This is a genomic window from Microcoleus sp. (genome assembly GCF_041354475.1).
Lineage (GTDB): Bacteria > Cyanobacteriota > Cyanobacteriia > Cyanobacteriales > Microcoleaceae > Microcoleus.
On record NZ_JBGJZU010000011.1, the window covers coordinates 56,849 to 77,703 of the forward strand.

Annotated in this window: 17 protein-coding genes; 16 read left to right on the top strand and 1 reads right to left on the bottom strand. The window is 44.1% G+C overall.

Translation table 11 applies throughout. The features are described from left to right. Positions 1 to 194 precede the first annotated feature (194 nt). From ACBR23_RS06565 to ACBR23_RS06585, 5 genes are all read left to right on the top strand, one after another. Positions 195 to 1,019: a hypothetical protein gene (locus ACBR23_RS06565; protein WP_371119188.1), complete on the top strand. Its 825-nt coding sequence runs from the start codon at positions 195 to 197 to the stop codon at positions 1,017 to 1,019. Between the two features lie 39 nt (positions 1,020 to 1,058). Then, positions 1,059 to 4,460, top strand: a complete 3,402-nt coding sequence (locus ACBR23_RS06570) for a CHAT domain-containing protein (protein WP_371119189.1) — start codon at positions 1,059 to 1,061, stop codon at positions 4,458 to 4,460. Between the two features lie 240 nt (positions 4,461 to 4,700). After that, positions 4,701 to 5,795 (top strand): hypothetical protein, encoded by a 1,095-nt coding sequence (locus tag ACBR23_RS06575; protein WP_371119190.1) that lies wholly within the window; start codon positions 4,701 to 4,703, stop codon positions 5,793 to 5,795. 84 nt (positions 5,796 to 5,879) lie between these two features. Next, positions 5,880 to 6,575, top strand: a complete 696-nt coding sequence (locus ACBR23_RS06580; protein WP_371119191.1) for a hypothetical protein — start codon at positions 5,880 to 5,882, stop codon at positions 6,573 to 6,575. Between the two features lie 207 nt (positions 6,576 to 6,782). Beyond that, on the top strand, positions 6,783 to 7,397 hold the full coding sequence (locus tag ACBR23_RS06585) for a pentapeptide repeat-containing protein (RefSeq protein WP_371121197.1): 615 nt from the start codon (positions 6,783 to 6,785) through the stop codon (positions 7,395 to 7,397). A gap of 427 nt (positions 7,398 to 7,824) precedes the next feature. Here ACBR23_RS06585 and ACBR23_RS06590 read toward each other — a convergent pair whose 3' ends face one another. Then, positions 7,825 to 8,628, bottom strand: coding sequence for a DUF4058 family protein (locus ACBR23_RS06590; RefSeq protein ID WP_371119193.1), 804 nt, complete (start codon positions 8,626 to 8,628; stop codon positions 7,825 to 7,827). 364 nt (positions 8,629 to 8,992) lie between these two features. Between ACBR23_RS06590 and fbp the strand changes: the two genes are divergently transcribed. The 11 genes from fbp to ACBR23_RS06645 all read left to right on the top strand — a co-directional run bounded on the left by fbp (position 8,993) and on the right by ACBR23_RS06645 (position 20,851). After that, entirely contained in the window at positions 8,993 to 10,066 is a 1,074-nt protein-coding gene (fbp, locus tag ACBR23_RS06595) for a class 1 fructose-bisphosphatase (protein WP_371119194.1), read from the top strand. Between the two features lie 239 nt (positions 10,067 to 10,305). Further along, positions 10,306 to 11,460, top strand: a complete 1,155-nt coding sequence (gene tal / locus ACBR23_RS06600) for a transaldolase (protein ID WP_371119195.1) — start codon at positions 10,306 to 10,308, stop codon at positions 11,458 to 11,460. A gap of 696 nt (positions 11,461 to 12,156) precedes the next feature. Next, positions 12,157 to 13,512 carry an RNA-guided endonuclease IscB gene (iscB, locus tag ACBR23_RS06605; protein WP_371119196.1) on the top strand — a complete coding sequence of 452 codons (1,356 nt, stop codon included), beginning with the start codon at positions 12,157 to 12,159 and terminating at the stop codon, positions 13,510 to 13,512. Positions 13,513 to 13,564: 52 nt separating this feature from the next. Then, the gene (zwf, locus tag ACBR23_RS06610; protein ID WP_371119197.1) at positions 13,565 to 15,094 is read left to right on the top strand and encodes a glucose-6-phosphate dehydrogenase; all 1,530 of its coding nucleotides are present in this window, start codon (positions 13,565 to 13,567) and stop codon (positions 15,092 to 15,094) included. 143 nt (positions 15,095 to 15,237) lie between these two features. Then, a complete protein-coding gene (gene opcA, locus ACBR23_RS06615; RefSeq protein ID WP_371119198.1) occupies positions 15,238 to 16,602 on the top strand; it encodes a glucose-6-phosphate dehydrogenase assembly protein OpcA in 1,365 nt (454 codons plus the stop codon). Positions 16,603 to 16,882: 280 nt separating this feature from the next. After that, positions 16,883 to 18,622, top strand: coding sequence for a cobyrinate a,c-diamide synthase (locus tag ACBR23_RS06620; RefSeq protein ID WP_371119199.1), 1,740 nt, complete (start codon positions 16,883 to 16,885; stop codon positions 18,620 to 18,622). Between the two features lie 93 nt (positions 18,623 to 18,715). Continuing rightward, complete coding sequence (locus ACBR23_RS06625) at positions 18,716 to 19,207, top strand: ureidoglycolate lyase (protein WP_371119200.1); 492 nt, start codon at positions 18,716 to 18,718, stop codon at positions 19,205 to 19,207. Positions 19,208 to 19,287: 80 nt separating this feature from the next. Then, the gene (locus ACBR23_RS06630; protein WP_371119201.1) at positions 19,288 to 19,596 is read left to right on the top strand and encodes a hypothetical protein; all 309 of its coding nucleotides are present in this window, start codon (positions 19,288 to 19,290) and stop codon (positions 19,594 to 19,596) included. Between the two features lie 11 nt (positions 19,597 to 19,607). Then, positions 19,608 to 20,060 (top strand): hypothetical protein, encoded by a 453-nt coding sequence (locus tag ACBR23_RS06635; RefSeq protein WP_371119202.1) that lies wholly within the window; start codon positions 19,608 to 19,610, stop codon positions 20,058 to 20,060. 99 nt (positions 20,061 to 20,159) lie between these two features. After that, positions 20,160 to 20,615 (top strand): KGK domain-containing protein, encoded by a 456-nt coding sequence (locus ACBR23_RS06640; RefSeq protein WP_371119203.1) that lies wholly within the window; start codon positions 20,160 to 20,162, stop codon positions 20,613 to 20,615. Between the two features lie 59 nt (positions 20,616 to 20,674). Then, positions 20,675 to 20,851 (top strand): DUF4089 domain-containing protein, encoded by a 177-nt coding sequence (locus tag ACBR23_RS06645; RefSeq protein WP_371119204.1) that lies wholly within the window; start codon positions 20,675 to 20,677, stop codon positions 20,849 to 20,851. Positions 20,852 to 20,855: the final 4 nt, after the last annotated feature.

Genomic DNA, 20,855 nt, shown 5'->3' on the forward strand with positions numbered 1-20,855 from the left:
CGATATTTCTAGATACATAAGAAACCACACCACTACAGTATGTAGAGTGATGCAGAACGCGGGACTAAAAGGCCGATCGGACTCTTGTCAGGCAAAACCCGTAGTGGCTAACCTATAAACAACAAGCGGATATAAGGGCTTGATAGCTTCTCGGTGGTTCTCAAAAACTTCTACTCTCAGAGGAGTATTGATTTATGGACGACAAAGAAAAGCAGCCATCTCCAGAAGCAAACGAAAAGTTCACCGAAGCCGAACTGAACAACCATCTGAACGATCTGGCCTTGGAAGCCCAAAGGCATCCCCTTGAAAGTCCCGATCGCCAGTTAGCCTTAACTAGATTGGTTTCACAACTCAGGAAACCCAGTCGCCTTTCACTCCCAAAGCATTCACCCAGGTTATCTCTCGCCGAAAACCACCAAGTTTCGGAAGACATTAAGCAAGAAACAGACTTGGCACTTTTCGAGTTTATACAAAAGGGGAAGTTCGATCCGAAAAAAGGAAACGTATTAAACTACGCGAGGTTTACTCAGTCCAAAAAACAGATCGATTTCATTGGTAGTCACCAAGGTATTCATCAGAGAACTGAAAAAGGAAAAAAAGTCATTGATATCCTAGTGTCAGCCGACAGACAAATCAGCAATGCTCGATCGGCAGATGGTGATGAATCAAAGACGACCTACTTAGACCAATTTACGTCCGATATCCCCGAACCTTCTTTTCTGGAAAAAATGCGGGAAATAGCGCTAGAAAATCCTGAAAATATTTTCAGCAAGCCGATGAGAATACACCCCGATATTGCTCTGCAAGAAATATTCCTTCTCTGGTTAGATGGATACACTTGGCAGGAAATATCTGACAAGTTGTCAGCCAAAATTGGTGCAAATGTCATAATTGCTTCGATTAGTTCTTTTTTTCAGCGAGCTATCAAAGACAAAAAACTGATAGCCGTGGTAAAATTGTATCTGGCACAATTTTTGTTTATTATGGCAATCCTCCTGAATTTTGGAGATACCCATTAACCAAATCAAATCCGACAATAGCGTAAGCGAGCATCAAGAATGAACGAGCAGCGTCTACAGGGCTACCTACATCTCGTACAAGCACTGCTAAGCTGTTCAAGTGGAGAAGAAGCAGCTATCTTAAATGCTAACTCAGAACTTCTTGATGCTGGCTTAGTTCAGGTGATGACACAAGTAGCAGAAAATCTCGCTGAAAATGGAGATAAAAATGCAGCGGATTTCCTGCAAAGTGTTGCTACTCAAATAATAGAGTTAGTAGAAAACCCATCAATAGCTGAATCACCACAGGATTTACATTATTTACATTTTTTGTTAGAGGTTTTACAATTAGTTTCCGATACAGATGCCGATCTACGGGTTGTTTACCAGTTTTTACAATCTAATTTAGACAAATTGGATGTCAAATTAAGTGCTACTTTACAGGGAGTGGCAACTACTTTATTATCTGAATCGACTGCCGACGAAGCTGAAGCTGTAGCCTCAACAATTTGCAATTTTGGCAATTTAATTCAGCAGTTTCCTTTAGGAAGTAGAAATGTGAATATAGAATTAGCGATCGTTGCTTATGAAATTGGATTGAGTTTTTTTACTAGAGAATTATACTCGAAGAATTGGGCGCTTTGTGAAACGAATTTGGGTAGGGCATACAATCACAGGATTCTAGGTCAAAGAAGTGAAAACTTAGAAGTAGCTATTCAGTGTTACTCGGCAGCTTTAGAAGTGTACACTCGCGCCGCTTTTCCTCAAGAGTGGGCTAGCTTGCAAAATAGCCTTGCTAATGCTTACAGCGATCGTATTTTAGGAATGCGATCGGACAATTTGGAAAAAGCTATCGAGCTTTATACAAGCACTTTAGCAGTGTACAGTCGCGACGCTTTCCCCGAACAATGGGCTACGACCCAAAACAACTTAGGAACAGCCTATAAATCCCGGATACAGGAAGATAAAGCACAAAATTTAGAAATGGCTATTTATTTTTATCAAGCTGCTTTGGAAGTCCATTGTCGTGAAAAGTTTTCCGAACAGGAGGCTGCCACTCTAAACAATTTAGCTACAGTTTACAGAGATAGAATTCTCGGAGATAGGGCTAACAACTTAGAAACAGCTATTTCTTTCTATAAAAATGCTTTACAAGTTTACACGCGCGAGAATTTTCCGTCGGATTGGGCAATGATTATCAATAATCTTGGTATTGTTTACCAAGAGAGGATTTTCGGAGATCAAGCCGAGAATTTGGAAAATGCTATTTGTTATTATCAAGCTGCTTTAGAAGTCCGTAGCCGTGAAGCTTTTCCCGAACAGTGGGCGGCCACTCAAAATAATTTGGCTACATTTTACAGCGATAGAATCAAAGGTAATAAAGCGGAGAATATTGAAAAATCCATCTCTTGTTATCATGATGTCCTAACAGTTTACACTCGCGAGACATTTCCTTATGAATGGGCGATGACTCAGAATAATTTAGGCAAGGCATACTCCGAGAGAATTATGGGGGATAAAGCCGAGAATTTGGAAATGGCTATTTATTGTTATGAATCTGCTTTAGAAGTCCGTAGCCGTCAAGCTTTTCCCGAACAGTGGGCCGCCACTCAGAATAACTTAGGTACAGCCTATCAATCCCGCATAAAAGGAAATAGATCAGAAAATTTGGTAAGGGCTATTTGTTGTTATCAAGCTGCTTTGGAATTCCGTACTCGCGACACTTTTCCAGAACTGTGGGCTGCTACTAAAAGTAATTTGGCTAATGCCTACAGTGACAGAATTTCGGGATTCAAATCTCATAATGTTGCAGAAGCAATTGAAGCTTATCGAAGAGCTTTAGAGATTTTTACACCGCAAACATTTCCTTTAGACTGTTTGAAAACAGGAAAAAATATGGGTAATACAGCTTTTGATGCTGAATTATGGGACATAGCAATAGAAGGTTTTGCGGTAGCAATTGAAGCCGTAGAACAAAGTCGGAGTTGGGCGGCTTCTGAATTTAGAAGACAAGAGATTCTTGAAGAAGCAATTGATATTTATGAAAAAATAGTCCAAAGCTACGTTAATATCGATCTACCAGATCGAGCTATTGAATATGTCGAACGCAGCAAAGCCCGTAATCTTGTGGATATTCTATCCAGTCGGGAACTCTACCCTAAAAAAAAGATTCTAACTGACCATGATTTAAAATTCAGTTACCAAGTTGAACCAATCTCGTTCGATCAAATTCAAGCTTTACTAAAATTTGAGTTTGATGAAAAAACAGCCATCATAGAATGGTATATTGTTAGCAATAAAATCTTCACTTTTATAATTACCAGTCAAGGCAATAGTCCTGTAGTTTTGCAATCCTCCCATGAGGATATAGAAATTTTACTTACTTGGTTTGGGGAATACTTGGAGGATTATGGGCAGAACACGAGACAATGGCAAGATCAACTTTCAGCCCGTCTTCAGCATCTCGCTGAAATACTACATATCGATCGAATCATCAACTATTTGCCTGCGGATTGTGACCGAATAATTTTTGTACCCCATCGCTTCCTGCACCTGCTACCTCTCCATGCTTTGCCTCTAAATGAAGGTCAAAACCATAATATCCTAGACCATTTCTTGAGAGGTGTGAGTTATGCTCCTAGTTGTCAACTACTGCAATTAAGTCAGAATCAAAAACGCTCCGATTTGATACACTTATTTGCTATTCAAAACCCTACCCAAGACCTGATTTTTACTGATATTGAAGTCGCAACTATTAGGCGGTACTTTGCTCCTAACGATTATGTCTTAGTGAAAGAAGCTGCTAGTAAAAAAGAAATATTAGATAACAAGCATTTTCTTGATGCTAATTGCGTCCATTTCTCTTGTCACGGCTACTTTAACTTTGAATCACCTCTGGAATCGGCTCTGGTCTTAGCTGAGGCTGGAGGTTCTAACGGACAATTACAGGGAACTGCAAGTGAAAATAATCGTTCACTAGACAGTACAAAAATTAATTTAGACAAATGCCTGACATTGGGAGAAATCCTTAACCTAGATCTCAGCCAATGTGGCCTAGTAACTCTCTCAGCTTGTGAAAGTGGGTTGATTGACTTCACCAGTAAAAGTGATGAGTACATGGGTTTTCCCAGCGGATTCCTACTTGCAGGCAGTTCGAGTGTGGTCAGTAGCCTTTGGGCAGTCAACGACTTTTCTACAAGTTTTTTAATGATTAGGTTTTACGAAAATCTGCAAAGTCAAACATCCGTAGCTACAGCACTTTGTCAAGCTCAATTATGGCTGCGTGATACAACTATAGCTGAACTAAAACTGTGGATAGATCAAAAACAGTTACCTTTGAATCGCACACAAAAAATGGCTTTGCATCGTATGTTTGATATGTTTCAAGATAACTCTAAGCCCTTTCAAGATCCTTTCTATTGGGCAGCGTTCTCTGCGGTTGGTGAATTCAAACTTAACTAACTAAGAATCAGTAGGTTGGCTTTCACTGCATTCAACCCAACCGCAACAATGGCTATAGCTGGGTTTCGTTCCTTGACTCAACCTATACGATCGCCATAAAATCCTTGATTTTTGACTAATTTCGGCGATACAGCCATCAAAAAATTTTCCCATTTTGCAGAAAACCTCCTGTGATCGCAGATATAGCAATGTCAGGCAACACAGTCTGTTATCACAAGATGTCCCAGCGAGAAAAGAGAAATGCACGAACTGAATCACTCTTATGAAACTTCTGCAAACCCTAATATTTGGTTGAAAAAGAGCAAAAATTGGTTCAAAAAGTCCAAAGATTTGATCTTGACTGACCCACAAGAACTCCACGGCTCTAATTACGTTACTGAAGAAGTCACACAAGCTTCGACAGTTACAGCAACAGCGATGAACGTTAGCAACACGATTGACGGCGTGAGTATATTCCCCTTGTTGTTGTACTCCTGCAAAGACATGGGGCTTTTAGGATTCATTTTCGCCCTTGCCCTTGCTCTTGCTATGACCAAATTTACCAACGGTATGGGCAAAGCAGTTGCCACTCGCAAACCGGGAAACCGAATTTGGTCTGCCTGTGCCACCGTGCCGATGTTGGCAATGAATGTATTGATGTCGGGAACCTCTTTAGTCGCACCTGAATTATCGCTTAACCAAAGTCATTTAGCCGAGTTAAGAGCAAAAGAATTGGTCGCCGAACAAGAAATTAAGGTTAACGACGTTCAGCCAGATTTAAGAGCAGTTAAGGATGCAGAAGCCAAATGTAAAGAGTTTCAAGAAAAGGCTGCGACTTATCCTGAAGGCAGCACCGCACGCAATGACTATTTTATCAAAGCTAACGGTTTGTATCAAGAACAAAACCGGGACTGGAAATCGGTGTTGGCTCAAGAAGGTCAAGCTAAAGTACCCTTCTGCCCTTTAGCCAAGCTTTTAACAGAAGATGCCTTCAAAGTTTCTCAAGTCGCTAAAGCTGACTGGGAAAAGCAAAAGGCTCAGATTGTGCGATCGGCTAGCTATGCAGCAGGAGTAAAACAAATCATGCCCGCTCTTTACGAACAGCACTTCGACGCTAAGGGTCAGTTAATTTCTGGGACAGAAGCGACTCGCTTAGCAATACAAAGTACGACTTCAAAACTTATCACGGGAAATTGGAATAGTCTCGGCTTTTCACTTTTCTTTTTCGCGACATCAGTTATTACATCTGCGGGGGCTTGCGCGTTGGCGATCGCTCATTCCTACCGCCAAGACATTCAAATGTCTTTTGACGAGTCTCTCCAAATGGAACTTGATGAATTTTTGGAAGATAGCTAAATGCAAAGTGTACCCTATTCACCCTTGGGTACACAACCACCAAACATCGAAGAAACAGTCACTCAACACTCACAAGTAATTGTTATGACCGCAAAAAATCCCAATGACATTCAATCTGAAAATGTGATTGACTTCCGAGGTCATTCCAGAACCGATCCTCAAAACAAGTACATTGATACCAGCAAAGCCGATCAATACCGCAGCACTGGTAAATGTGACGATCCCAAATTAAAACAGGTTGTTAAACTTCTCCGTTCTGGTCAGGAAGTGATATCCTCACAAAGAGCTGAAAGGTTAACTCAGGCTCTTACTCAGAATGTAGAAATTGTTGAAAAATCAGCCTATTCTTTAGGTGATATGCTCTATTTTTTAGGGAGCGAACTGCAAAAGCAGCCAGAGCAGATTCAAGGTGGTAATATCAAAGCGATAGAACAACGGCTTGAGTTAGAGCAAAAAAACCTTGAGCTAGGAATTTATCGCCTGTTTAACATTGCTAAAAAACATCCTCAACAAATCATAGGTAAAATCACTGACGAACAAAAAGCCGATAATCTACGTTATCAAAAGCTCATCAGTGACATCGATTATATTCGGAGGTTTTTGGTGGAACAAGCCCATGTATCAGTTGCATTTTTTGAGCAAAGTCCTCATCCTCAAGCTTACCTGCGTCGCAGCTTAAATTATCTTGATGTTTTGCCAAGATATTGTGGACAATTAGCCTATCGTACCCGGAGAAATATTTTTGATAAAGTTCCTGGTACGCAATCTGATGATTTGTGAATGGAATATTTTCATGCACAAAAATGACCAGATAGAAACCCATTTTTTTAGTGAGACTGGGTTTCTATACTTGGATGGAATTTACATTTTACTTACTTACAGAATAGGAGAAAAATCATGTTAAGCAGACTGTTCAAAATGTTCCGCACAATCTCAGGTAATGATACTGCGACTCTTCCCCCTAAGCCTCCTAAATTCAATAAAATCATGAAAGAGGCAGAATTTCATCAAGAATATAAATTTGGTCGGAGAGATTTTCGTAACTTCATTTTTGAAAATGTCAATTTTCAACACATCTATTTGCGTGGAATTGATTTCCGTGGCTCGGATTTTCGGATGGTCAATTTACATGATGGAGTACAATTAAAGGGTGCTGATTTAAGTGGCGTGACACTCAGTGGCATGAATTTACAGGGCATAGACCTCAGTAACGCTAATTTATACGAAGCGGTACTTGTCGGAACTGATTTGAGAGGTGCAAATCTCAATGGGGTAAACTTTGGTAAAGCTAATTTGAGCTATGTCAACTTATACCATGCTTTTTTAGTAGGAGCCGAATTGCCTGATGCTCAATTATACGCTGCTGACTTGAGCAAAGCCGATCTAAAAGGAGCCAATCTTAGCCGTGCTAATTTGAGTCGAGCAAACTTGACTTGGGCTGACCTTAGCAATACAAATTTGGGTGAAGCTGACCTGACAATGGCGAATTTAAGTTACGCTGATTTAGAAGGTTCTAACCCCGAATTTGCTCATACTCTGTTCACGACTTTGACAGGTGTGCGATTACCTGAAGGTGCTTTTTTTGTCAAGCACAAGGGTTAAGGTTTGGTTGATCTCAATTGTACGGTCAAGTTTGATGAAATTTTTGTGGGTGGGCCAGAAATCCCGCCCCTAAAATACAATTTTGGTCTATCATCAAACTGTGACAAACTGACATCCTTGACATCCGTGACTGCCGTACACTAAATTCCTTGCCCAACTTACTCCTCTCTTCCTCCGCGCCCTCTGCGTCCTCTGCGGTAAATAAAAAATTTAGTGATTTTGAATACAATTCCCGACTCAACAGCCGATCGCACTCCTCAATTTTGTCTGGGGATCTAAAGTTCACCTAAAGTTCCATGCCCGATCGCAAAACCATCCCTAAGATAGAACTTACAGGACGATCGGTCTCATATTTAACTTTGACAATCATCCCTACTCGATCGAGCATTACAGCCAAAGTATCGCCGATTAATAAGGTAAAATAAAATTAATTATCTCGCAATCCTGTTTCTTGTAAAAGTTCCTGTGCCCAAACCCGATTTTCTTCTGACAGGGATGGTACGGGTTCTCGATCGTAATCGATTCGATAATCATAGCCGGCGCGATCGTAAATACCTGCGAACAATTCTGGTAAATTAACAATAGGTTCTACATCTTCTTCGCGCAATGGCACCGGAAATATAGGTAGAGAATCCCGGAGATTAAAACCATAAAGTTCGGCAAAAGGACGGCGATCGCTACGACTGACTAAAACCCGATAATCGCTTTGAATGGAACTGTTGAGTACAGGCATCGGTTCCCAGCTTCGCAACAAGTCGATTTCCACTAAATTGGTTAAGCTACCTAAAATACTCTGGCGTTTTTTGAGATAAGTAATTCTGCCTTCTCCACTGCGTTTGTTGACAGGAGAAAGAATTTCAATTGCCGTGACAACTTGTTTAGTTGCCATTTCTCGCACTTCTAGGTAAGTTTGTTTAATTTTTTCAGGAATAGGGACTTTGACGGTAGTAGGAAGTGCGATAGTTAAAGTGGCAACTGAACGGGTGGGAAGATCGGGGCTATTAGATTGACGTTTAATCGCCACATCGGGGATACCAACTAAAAGCGAGTCGCCGTTACTGTCATTTGGATCGGTAATTTCATAGATGCGTTTGTCGATCGCAATTTCATATTTAGGGCGAATTTGAGGCATGATGCTATCAGCGATCGCGACAATTAATCGATTATGAGTTTCCTGCCAAAAATCGGGGTGTTCTAAGTAGGGGTCCATTCCGGGAAAGGGAGAGGGCATAGGACAGCTTTCCGATGTATTGAGTTTAAAATCATTTTAGCAGTGGGTTCGATTGACTGACCTCCGTTAAATCCGTTGCCTAACTTCTTTCTGCCATACACCAAACCTAAATCCCGAAACCAACACTTTCTGCGGTCAATCAAAAAATTAGTTATTTTCGATACAATTGCGGACTCAACAGCCGATCGCACTCCTCAATTTTCCACCGGATCTAAAATTCCCCTAAAGTTCCACCCCCTTTCCCAAAACCCTCCCTAAGATATAAGTGAGAGGGCGATCGGTCTCATACCCGATTCAGGAGCAAATGTCAAGCACCTGAAAACCCCAAATTAGCGAGCCGCAAGACAGGGAGGTTATCAAAATCATGGTACAAGCGCCGACAGGAGAAACCCGTCTGGGTCCGATCGATCAGGTGCAAGCCTTAGACCGCGATTGCACGACTCTATCCCGTCACGTACTCCAGCAACTCCACAGCTTTAGTGCAGATGCTCAGGATCTCAGTGCCCTGATGAATCGCATCGGACTAGCTGCCAAGCTGATCGCGAGGCGACTGAGTAGGGCTGGATTAATGGCAGATGCCTTGGGGTTTACAGGGGCTGTCAACGTCCAGGGAGAATCCGTCAAAAAGATGGATGTCTATGCTAATGAAGTTTTTATCTCCGTCTTCCAGCAAAGCGGACTTGTCTGCCGCTTGGCTTCGGAGGAAATGGAAAAACCCTACTATATTCCCGAAAATTGTCCGATCGGGCGCTACAGTCTGCTCTACGACCCCATAGATGGTTCTTCCAATCTCGACACCAATCTCAATGTCGGTTCCATATTCAGCATCCGCAAGCAAGAAGGGGATGATGCAGATGGCTCAGCCTCAGACTTGCTGCAACACGGACACAAACAAATTGCCGCGGGCTACGTGCTTTATGGTCCCAGTACCATGCTGGTTTATTCGATCGGTCAAGGTGTCCATTCCTTCACCCTCGACCCCAGTTTGGGCGAGTTTATTCTAGCAACCGAAAACATTCAGACACCTGCAAGCGGCCCGGTTTACAGCGTCAACGAAGGCAACTTTTGGCAGTGGGAGGAATCTTATCGAGATTACATTCGCTACGTCCACCGCAATCAAGGTTACAGTGCCAGGTACGGCGGGGCTTTGGTGGGAGATTTCCACCGGATTTTATTTCAGGGAGGTGTCTTTTTGTACCCCGGAACGGTGAAAAAACCGGAGGGCAAATTGCGCTTGCTGTACGAATCTGCTCCTTTGGCGTTTTTGATGGAACAAGCCGGCGGGCGGGCTAGTACCGGCATTCAAGACATCTTGGATGTGGTGCCAACTCAACTTCACGAGCGCACACCTTTGATTATTGGCAGTAAAGAAGATGTCGCCCTCGTAGAGTCTTTTATTCAAGATCGATCGCGCAATCCTCGAACAGTTCTGGAGTGAAGGAAGAAGGAAGAAGGAAGAAGGAAGAGGGAAGAAGGAAGAGGGAAGAAGGAAGAGGGAAGAAGGAAGAAGGAAGAGGGAAGAGGGAAGAAGGAAGAAAGTTGTAGCTGCCCAATTCCCAATTACCAATTCCCAATTACCAATTCCCAATTACCAATTCCCAATTCCCAATTACCAATTCCCAATTACCAATTCCCAATTCCCAATTACCAAATATCAAATTGTAGGAGTTACAGATCATGACGGAAACGACCAAGAATCACCTGTTAGAAATCAAAGAAATCGGCCAGAGCATCTGGATGGACAATTTGACTCGCAATCTGATCGAGTCCGGCGAACTCAAAAAGATGATTGAAAGTCGCGGATTGCGGGGAATTACATCTAATCCTGCCATTTTCGAGAAAGCGATCGCGGGCAATGTGATTTACGATGCTGATATCGAAGCTGGCATCCGGGCTGGCAAATCTGTACTCGAAATTTACGAATCTCTGGTATTTGAAGATATCCGCAACGCTTGCGACATCTTCGCCCCGGTGTACGAAGAGTCGAAGGGTTTGGACGGTTATATCAGTATTGAAGTGCCACCGACGATCGCCAACGATACCGAAAGCACGATTAGTGAAGCCTTACGTTATTATCAGGCGATCGGCAAACCAAATGTGATGATCAAGATTCCGGGAACTGCTCAAGGATTGCCGGCAGTGGAACGAGTTATCAGCGAAGGGATTAACGTTAACGTGACTTTGCTGTTCTCCGTTGACAGCTACGTCGAAACCTTCTGGGCTTATATTCGTGGCTTGGAAGCGCGAGCAGCTAAAGGTTTGGATGTGAGCAATATTGCCTCTGTTGCCAGTTTCTTCTTGAGCCGGATCGACATTAACATCGACGGTCAAATTGACGCGAAACTCAAAGGAGTTACTGATGTTGCTACGAAAGCCAAACTGGAAGCGGTGAAAGGAAAAATTGCGATCGCCAATGCCAAGGTAGCTTACCAGAAATATAAAGAAATCGTAGCGAGCGATCGCTGGCAAGCACTAGCAGCCAAGGGAGCCGAAGTGCAGCGGCTGTTGTGGGCGAGTACCAGCACCAAAAACCCCAACTACAGCGATGTGATGTATGTCGATGAATTAATCGGCCCTGACACGGTGAACACTTTGCCACCGAACACCGTTGAGGCTTGTTTCGATCACTGCGATGTCGCACCCCGGATTGAGAACAACGTGGCAGAAGCTTACGCGCTGATCGAAAGTCTCAAAGATCCAGATATCGACATCGATTTGGATCAAGTGATGGCAGACTTGCTGCTGGAGGGGATTGAGAAATTCGTTAGCCCGTTCCAATCTCTGATGGATTCCTTGGCAGAGAAAGTGCAGAAGCTCTCACCTGTCGCCTAGTGTGATATCTGTATCCTTAGAGGCAGAAGCATTTAGGAGTCCGAATAGATAATTGTTTTGGTTCCTAAATGCTGAGTTGTGAATCTCGAACCTGGAAAAGTGAGACCCATGGGTGTCAAAAAACCTTTCAGAGGAAAATCGAGAAGGTCTAACTTTGGCTCCTATCGCTGAGTTGGCAATCCCGAACTAGAAAAATCGACACCCATGAGTATCAAAAACTTTCCAGAGGGAAATCGAGTTTCTTGTTTGGGAGGACTCCAACTAGAAGCTTAAACTCGAATTCTTCATCTCCTACCAATATCGAGGCTGGGAAGTTCGTTTGGCGGTTGAGATGGCAAAAATTCGAGCAGAACTCAGAGAGGAAATCAGGGCTGAAGTTAAAGCTGAATAAGAAGCACAGATTAACTATATGGCCCAGCAACTGGCAGAAATGAGTAGCAAAGAAACAGAGTAATTCGGGGTCTTCCCGAATCTTCAGTAGTTAATCTACCTGCTACGCCAGATCCCACCCTTGAGCAAGGTGGAGACGCTTGAAAGGTCACAACCTTAATGGGATTTTCTCAGCTATAGAGATTGCTAGTCCCAAGCGGTTAGGGGAGGAACATCGCCTAGTTTCTGAAGGTAGAACACCAAACCGATTAACAAGCCCTCAAGCCGATCGAAGCAAACTTAACCCAATATTTGGAGAAGGCAGAAATGCCAAATCATGTGTTTCTTTTGAATGCCGATAAAACGCCATTAGCTCTGATTCATCCTGCCCGTGCAAGAGAGCTTCAATCAAAGGAGAAAGCGAAAGTGTTTCGCCAATATCCCTACGTTTTGATTTTGCAAGAGCAAGTGCAGAATCCTGTCACCAAGTTGTATTCCATCAAAATAGATCCGGGGTCAAAATTCACCGGATTCGCCTTGCAATGCGGTCAAGATATTGTGTGGAGGATGGAGTTGCAGCATCGTGGCGAAACGATTAAAGCAGGCCTGGAGCAACGCGCAGGATTCAGACGGGGAAGACGTTCTCGCAATCTGCGGTATCGCAAGAAGCGATTCGATCGCCGCAAACCCCAAGGATGGTTAGCACCTTCTATTGCGCACCGCGTCTTAACCGTTGAGACGTGGATTAAGCGGTTGATTCGGTATTGCCCCGTGGATGGCGTTGAAATCGAGCAAGTTCGCTTCGATATGCAGAAGTTGCAGAATCCTGAAATCAATGGCATTGACTATCAGCAAGGGACATTATTCGGCTATGAAGTGCGGGAATATCTCTTGGAGAAATGGGATAGAAAATGTGCGTACTGTGGCACTGAGAATATTCCTTTAGAAATCGAACATATTCATCCAAAATCAAAAGGAGGAAGCGATCGGGTTTCTAATCTTACATTGGCTTGTCATGCTTGCAACCAGGCGAAAGGCGATCGAGACATTCGAGATTTTTTGTCACAAAAGCCGAACATTTTAGATCGAATTCTCAAACAAGTAAAGAAACCTTTGAAGGATGCGGCAGCAGTCAACGCGACTCGTTACGCAATTGTGCGAATGGCGAAAGGATTATGTGATTCGGTCAAATGCTGGACGGGTGGGAGAACGAAATATAACCGATGCTCTCAGGGGTTAGAAAAGTCTCACAGCATAGATGCCGCCTGTATTGGGGAATCAGGGCAGTCGATCGATTTGCGAACCCATCAACCTTTACTTGTTACCTGTAAAGGACATGGGAACCGTCAAGCACGGCGCGTCAACGCATCAGGATTCCCGGCAGTCAAGAGGGCGAAAGATGTGTTTCATCATGTCAGTGCTGGCGATATTGTCAAGGTTTCGATTGACAAGGATAGAAAAAAGGTGAAAGCAGGAATCTACACCGCACGGGTGAAAACCCCAAACAAGAACGGTTGTGAAGTTCTCATCTACGGGAACCGAATCAGCTTTTCAACCATGAAAGATGTACATTTCGTTTACAGGAATGATGGTTATGGATACGCATTCTCAGACTGCGAAATACTCCGAAATACTCCGAAATACTTACTCCAAGATTTCGTTACCGGATGCTATAACTGCTAATTATCAAGCCGTATTAGCGCGGCTGTCAGCTTTAGAAGGAGCAAAATAGAAAATGGTCACAATTCTTGAAAACCCGTTGCGGATAGGTTTGCGAAAAGAACGAGTGCCAGAACCGCAAATTCTGGTAATCTTCGGAGCTTCGGGAGACCTCACCCAGCGCAAACTCGTACCAGCAATTTATCAGATGAAGCGCGATCGACGCCTGCCACCAGAAACTACCGTGGTGGGAGTGGCACGTCGCCCTTGGAGTCATGATTACTTCCGAGAGCAAATGCGCGAAGGGATTGAAGAATTTGGTGGCGGCATTGGTAATGAAGAATTTTGGCAAGACTTTGCTCAAGGTTTGTTCTACTGTCCGGGCGATATTGATAACCCCGAAAGCTATCAAAAACTCAAAGATTTCCTAGGGGAACTCGACCAACAAAGGAGAACCCGCGGCAACCATATATTTTATCTTTCGGTTTCTCCCAACTTCTTTCCCGAAGCAATTCGGCAACTGGGGGCAGCGAAAATGCTCACAGACCCCCTGAAGCACCGCTTAGTGATTGAAAAACCCTTCGGCCGGGACTTGAACTCGGCAAAAGCTCTCAATCGAGTAGTCCAGGAAGTTTGTCAAGAACAGCAAGTGTACCGCATTGACCACTATTTGGGTAAAGAAACTGTTCAAAATCTGATGGTGTTCCGGTTTGCGAATGCCATTTTCGAGCCACTGTGGAACCGCCAATTTGTCGATCACGTACAAATTACAGTGGCAGAAACAGTAGGGGTAGAAGACCGAGCCGGTTACTACGAATCCTCTGGGGCTTTACGGGATATGCTCCAAAACCATTTGATGCAGATTTTTTGTCTGACAGCGATGGAACCGCCAAACTCCCTAGACGCTGACAGCATCCGCACCGAAAAGATGAAAGTTTTGCAAGCAACACGCTTAGCTGACTTGCATAACTTAGAGAATTCTGCAATTCGCGGACAGTATTCCGCCGGCTGGATGAAAGGCAAGCCAGTGCCCGGATACCGTACCGAACCAGGAGTCAATCCTAACTCGATGACGCCTACTTTTGTGGCGATGAAGTTTGCGATCGACAACTGGCGCTGGCAGGGAGTGCCTTTTTACCTACGCACCGGCAAGCGATTGCCCAAAAAAGTCAGCGAAATAGCGATTCAGTTCCGCGAAGTGCCACTGTTAATTTTTCAGTCTGCTGCTCAACAAACGACTCCTAACGTGTTGACGATGCGCGTGCATCCCAATGAGGGGATTTCACTGAGGTTTGAGGCGAAAATGCCAGGACCTGATTTAAGAACGCGGACGGTGGATATGGATTTCAGTTATGGTTCTTCCTTTGGGGTTACTTCCTCGGACGCTTACGATCGACTTTTGATTGACTGTATGTTGGGCGACCAAACTTTGTTCACTCGTTCTGATGAAGTAGAAGAAGCTTGGCGGGTTGTCACACCAGCACTCATGGCCTGGGAAGCACCGAGCGATCCCGCCCTGGTGCCTCAGTATGAAGCAGGTACCTGGGAACCCGCCGAGGCAGAGCTGCTAATTAATCGAGACGGCCGTAAGTGGCGGAGACTTTAAAAACTGTTAGTTATTCGTTATTAGTTATTGGTTATTAGTTATGGGAAATCGCTCGACCAATAACAAATAACAAATAACAAATAACCACAGTCAACTGACAACTGACAACTGACAACTGACAAATAAAAAAGGAGAAAAAACCGATGATTATGACACCGATGAAAGCTCCGCCTCTAGTTTCATTGCAAAGTCCGAAAGATGTTTCGATCGACCAAATAGAGGCCGAATTAGGTCGAATTTGGGAAAGCTACAGAGAATCTGGGTCTCAAAATGATTGGACGATCGCCACTAGAGCTACAACCTTTACCTTTGTAGTCTACGAACCCGAAGAAACTCAACGGTTATTGGCGGATGTCGGCTTTTATGATGGTCCGATCGATGGTATTACCGGGCCCATGACGGCATCCAGTATCAGGGCTGCTCAAAAAGCTTATGGCTTGCCGAGAACTGGCAAAGCTAATGCTGAATTGCTGGCAACTTTGCGGGAAGAGGTGGCTAGGAAAAATTCCACTGGCAGCAAGTTGGGTCCAACGGGCTTTAGTTCAGGTGGTTCGGCTGTAGCCGACGCGATCGTGGCGGCTAATCCCTGCCGGATTATTGCTCTGTGTCCGACGGCTGGGGAAGATACTGGGGTACAGGCTCAAGTGGCTGCTTATTGTCCGGTACACAAGGGTGGAAGTGGCAATCTGATTTGTTGCGAGTACATTACGCTCCGGGGTACCGAAGCGGCTCTGGAACGGGTGAGCGGTATTGTGACTGGGCTGACGATCGCGGATTTGCCGACCTTGCTATGGTGGAAAGCTACTCCTGATGCCGATCGAGATTTATTCCAGCGGTTGGCCGCCACTAGCAGTTCTGTAATTATTGACTCTAGCTGTTTTAGTGAACCCCAGGCTGAATTGCTGTTGATGCAAAGTTTGATTGAGGAGGGAATTCCGATCGCGGATCTGAATTGGCGCCGACTGGCTGCGTGGCAGGAGTTAGCTGCGGAGGCTTTCGATCCGCCAGGACGTCGTGTGGCAATTCGGGAAATCGATCGCGTGACGATCGATTATGAACGTGGCAATTCTACTCAAGCGCTGATGTATCTGGGCTGGCTGGCGAGTCGTCTCCAGTGGCGTCCGGTTGCTTTTCTACAAGAAGAGGGCGATTACCAAATCAAACGGATTAAATTCGCCGGTGTTGATGAGCGGGTGATTGAAGCAGAGTTAGCTGCGATTCCGACTGCTGATAGTGGCGATGTCCCTGGGGATTTGATTGCTCTGCGTTTAAATTCTACCAACGAGAATGCTGATTGCGGTACGGTGCTGTGTTCGGAAGCTGGTGGCTGTATGCGGATGGAAACTCGTGGCGGCGCTCAAACCGATCGATTTAACCAGGTGACACCCCTGTTCGATCAAGTGACGGAACAGTTGCTTGGCCAGCATTTGCAGAGTTGGGGGCGCGACGTGCTTTACGAAGAAAGCTTGGCAGTGACAGCTCAATTGCTGAAATTAGCTAAGCGGTAAAAACAAGTTCGGCAACGGGCAATGTATTAGTTAAGATTCAGTGGGGCAGGCAACGTCTGCCCTACTTTTCTTCTCTTTTCTTCCTTCGCGCTCTTCGCGTCTTCGCGGTTGATTAAATAGATATTATTCGATGGGCAATACTCAGATGGATTATGATTGCATAGAAATAATTAAACCGCAGAGAACACAGAGAACGCAGAGAGAGAAAAGAGAGATGAATTAGATATCAGAATTTGATCGATTATCAATTGTCAGTATTTTTTATGATTAATCTAGGGTTATGGCTTTAGTAATTGCGGGCGAACGCAGTGGTGCCGGGAAGACTACTGTAACGATCGCCCTTTTAGCTTATTTAATCCGCCGAGGCTTGAATGTTCAATCTTTTAAGGTAGGCCCGGATTACATCGATCCGATGTTTCATGCTTATGTCACGGGCCGCCCCTGTCGGAATTTAGACGCGATATTAACCTCTGAATCTTACGTGCAGAAGTGTTTTTATCGCCATATTCAAGATGTCGATTTTGCCTTGGTTGAAGGGGTAATGGGTTTATTTGATGGTGTGAGTCGAAGGAAGAAGGAAGAAGGAAGAAGAACCCCCCCCTACCCCCCCCAAGGGGGGAAGAAGAAGCCCCTCCAAGGGGAGAAGAATAACTCCCACCAAGGGGGTAGTAATAACTGCCCCCAAGCGGGTAGTAATAACTGCCCCCAAGCGGGTAGTAATAACTGCCCCCAAGCGGGTAATAATAACTGCCCCCAAGCGGGTAGTAATAACTGCCCCCAAGGGGGTAATAACTCCCACCAAGCGGGTAATAATAACTGCCCCCTATCCCCGCCTTGGGGGGAAGAAGAGTTCAATTATGATTTTTCCTTTGCTTCTACGGCTCATGTTGCTTCTTTGCTGAATTTGCCGGTATTGTTGGTGATAGATTGCAGTAGACTTTCGGGCTCTGTGGCTGCGATCGCCCACGGTTTTCGCTCTTTTGACAAAAACCTGAATTTTGCTGGTTTAGTATTGAATCGGGTGGCGAGCGATCGACATTTGGAGTTGCTGACAGATGCTCTGGAACCGCTAAATTTACCTGTTTTGGGAGTGTTGCGACGGGATGAGGCGGTGACTATTCCCGATCGCCATTTAGGTCTGATTCCCGCTGAGGAGTTGCCACATCTTCATGATGCGATCGACAAGTTGGCTGATTTGGCTGCTGTGGCTTTTGACTGGGAAAAACTTTTGCCAATGCTGGCGGCTACTTCTGATGAGGGGGGTGAGGGGCCTGAGCAACTTTTGGGTAGATACAGTCTCCCTTCCCCAAGTATAACTAAAAAAAATGATTATGTCAATAGTTTGGGAAAACAATTTGGAGTGAGGATTGCGGTGGCGCGCGATCGGGCTTTTAATTTTTACTATCAGGATAATCTGGATTTATTGGAAGAGTTGGGTGCTCAATTGGTCTTTTGGAGTCCCGTTGATGATGCTGTATTTCCTGACAACGTGCAAGGTTTATATTTTGGGGGCGGTTTTCCTGAAGTTTTTGCCAAGGAATTGAGCGGTAATGTGGTGATTCGAGAGGCGGTAAAAAGTGCGATCGCTGCGGGAATGCCAACTTATGCCGAATGTGGGGGGTTGATGTATTTGTGCGATTCGATTGTAGACTTTGATGGCAATTCTTGGGAAGGGGTGGGAGTGTTGCCCTCTACTGCTGAGATGGGAAAGCGTTTGACTTTGGGATATCGAGAAACTGTGGCGCTGAGAGATAGTTCGGTGTTAAGTTCGGGAGATGGAGTTTGCGGCCATGAGTTTCATCGATCGCACTTGACTGTGGAACCGAGTGACCCAGTTTATCATAGTTGGAGATATGGGAAGCGCGGTGAAGTTGAGCAGGTTGGTGAAGGTTGGGGAGTTAATGGAGTTCATGCTTCTTATTTGCACTTGCATTGGGGGGCGAGGCCTGATATTCCGGCTCGGTTTTTGCAGCGGTGTGCGGAGTTTGAGGGTAAGGGTGTTTTGGGGGATCGGGCTTAAATAATATTTTTTTAACGAACCGCGAAGACGCGAAGAGCGCTAAGGAAGAGAGGAAGAAGATGAAGGGAAGATGCGTAATTTCTGTAGGGATTTATGAGTGAATCAATTTCGACTAAGCGGTTATTGGCGCAATGGGTGACACCGGAGAATTTTCGGAGTTACGGTCAAGTTATCTCTGCGAGTTTTGATGGCAAGTGTTTTGATGTTGAGGATGCTCAGTTAAATTTGGACAATGGCATTCCTAGATTTTACATTATGCGGTTGCAAGGTAAATGTCGCAAGTTTGGCAAAATTACGCGACACGTTGAATGTACTCAGTGTTTGGGTGCTTTGGATGGGAAGGATTGGTTGATGGCGGTTGCACCTCCTTGTGATAGTAATGAACCAAGTTTAGAGGATATTGTTGCTTTTCGGATTCCTGGCAATTGTTTTATTAAGTTAGATGTGGGTACTTGGCACGCTGGGCCTTATTTTGATGCGGACTTTGTTGATTTTTATAATCTTGAATTGAGCGATACTAATGTGGTCGATCATTTTAGTTTTGATTTTGTGAAAAAGCACAATCTGGAATTTGAGATTGTCTGATATTTTCTCGTTTGAAAGAGTGGATGGCATAATACATAGGCCATAATCATTATTTGAGCAACATCTGAAACTGTTAAACTATGAATAAAGGTGGTATTCCAAATGAGAGTCCGAGAAATTTACCAGAGCAATTGCTCCTGCAAGATGCTAAGGCTGGTAATTGTAGAGCTATTCAGGGTGGGCCGGACGATATACTGGGGGATGTTTCCAGACTGGTTGCTCTCTATGGAGGGAATCCAGAAGACTGGTACAAAATAACTAGCATTCATGCTTTTGTAATTAATGGAGCTTCCGTACAAGTCCACTGGTTTGAAAACGCAGAAATTTTGCAACAAGTTGAATTGAAATTCAAACGACAATATCCTAAAACAGCACCCAAAAATTTATAGGTAGACAAGTTATGATAATTCGCTGTATTGCTAATACTGGGGAATACCTACCGGAAAATTATATCGATCCGGCAAGAGGTTATACTAAAAAGATTAAATTGCCGTTGACAGTTGGCAAGGAATATGTTGTCTATGCTATCCGAGCATGGCAGGGAATAGTTTGGTACTATATTTGTGATGATAATTACAGCTATTATCCCATGCAGACCCCTGCACCGCTGTTTGAGGTTGTTGACAGCCGAGTTTCTAAGTATTGGCGGGTGATGCCTTACCCGAATGGCGTGTTGAGGATAGCGTTTGAACAGTGGTTTACTGACCCTTATTTTTATGATAAGCTGACGGATCAGGAAGAGGCGGAGGTTGAGATTTTTGATCAGGTTAAGGAATTGATGGATGCTGAGGATTTTGCTTTGCCTCCGCTGGATGTGGCTGTTGAGAAGTTGCGGGAAACTGTCAGTGTTTGAGTGGGAAAAGTACAAGAGTTAATTTGTTTTGTTAACCAGCTTGACTCAGATAGCTTGAAATGGTATCAAATAGAAATCAGCATAATTTTGTGAAATAAAATGGACGAAAAAGTTGAAATCAATAGAAGCTATGAGACACTAGACGGCGATGATGATGTTTTGTTATTGGGTCAAGCTACTTTTACGGTGTTGAAGTTGAAAAATACAGTCTATACCAAGTTTAATGATATACTTCAGATTACTGTAGAAGCTAAATCTAGTCGGGACTCGATAGATCGTTGGATTGAAAAACTGCGGATTAGCGAAGAAACAATAATTTATGGAGGGAATATAAACTGGAATACCCCTCAAGAAGGAATCGATTGTCAAATTCTAAAAATTGGTTCCAAGGGTTGGCAAAAAGGAAAGCTTCAAATAGAAATTAATAAAAAATTTAAGGCTGGGAGAACGCAGGTCTGTATAAAGTTTTGTCCTGATGAACTACCAGAGCAAAAATCACCTCTCGATGATATCAGGCAATCTGAGGAATACAAAAAACTGCTCGAAAATAACTGACAGCCCGATCGCCCTTAGAATAAAATAATCGATCGCACTCAAAGGCTAGCAAGAAAAAAATGACAAATATAGAAGAATATGTCGATCGCACTGCCGAACTGATAAACTTGCCCTTAGACCCAGAACATCGGCCTGGTGTTGTGGTAAACTTCGAGAGGATAGCGGCGATCGCCCAACTTGTTACAGAATTCCCTTTAGCTCCAGAAATAGAAGCAGCACCAGTGTTTGAACCTTAAATTT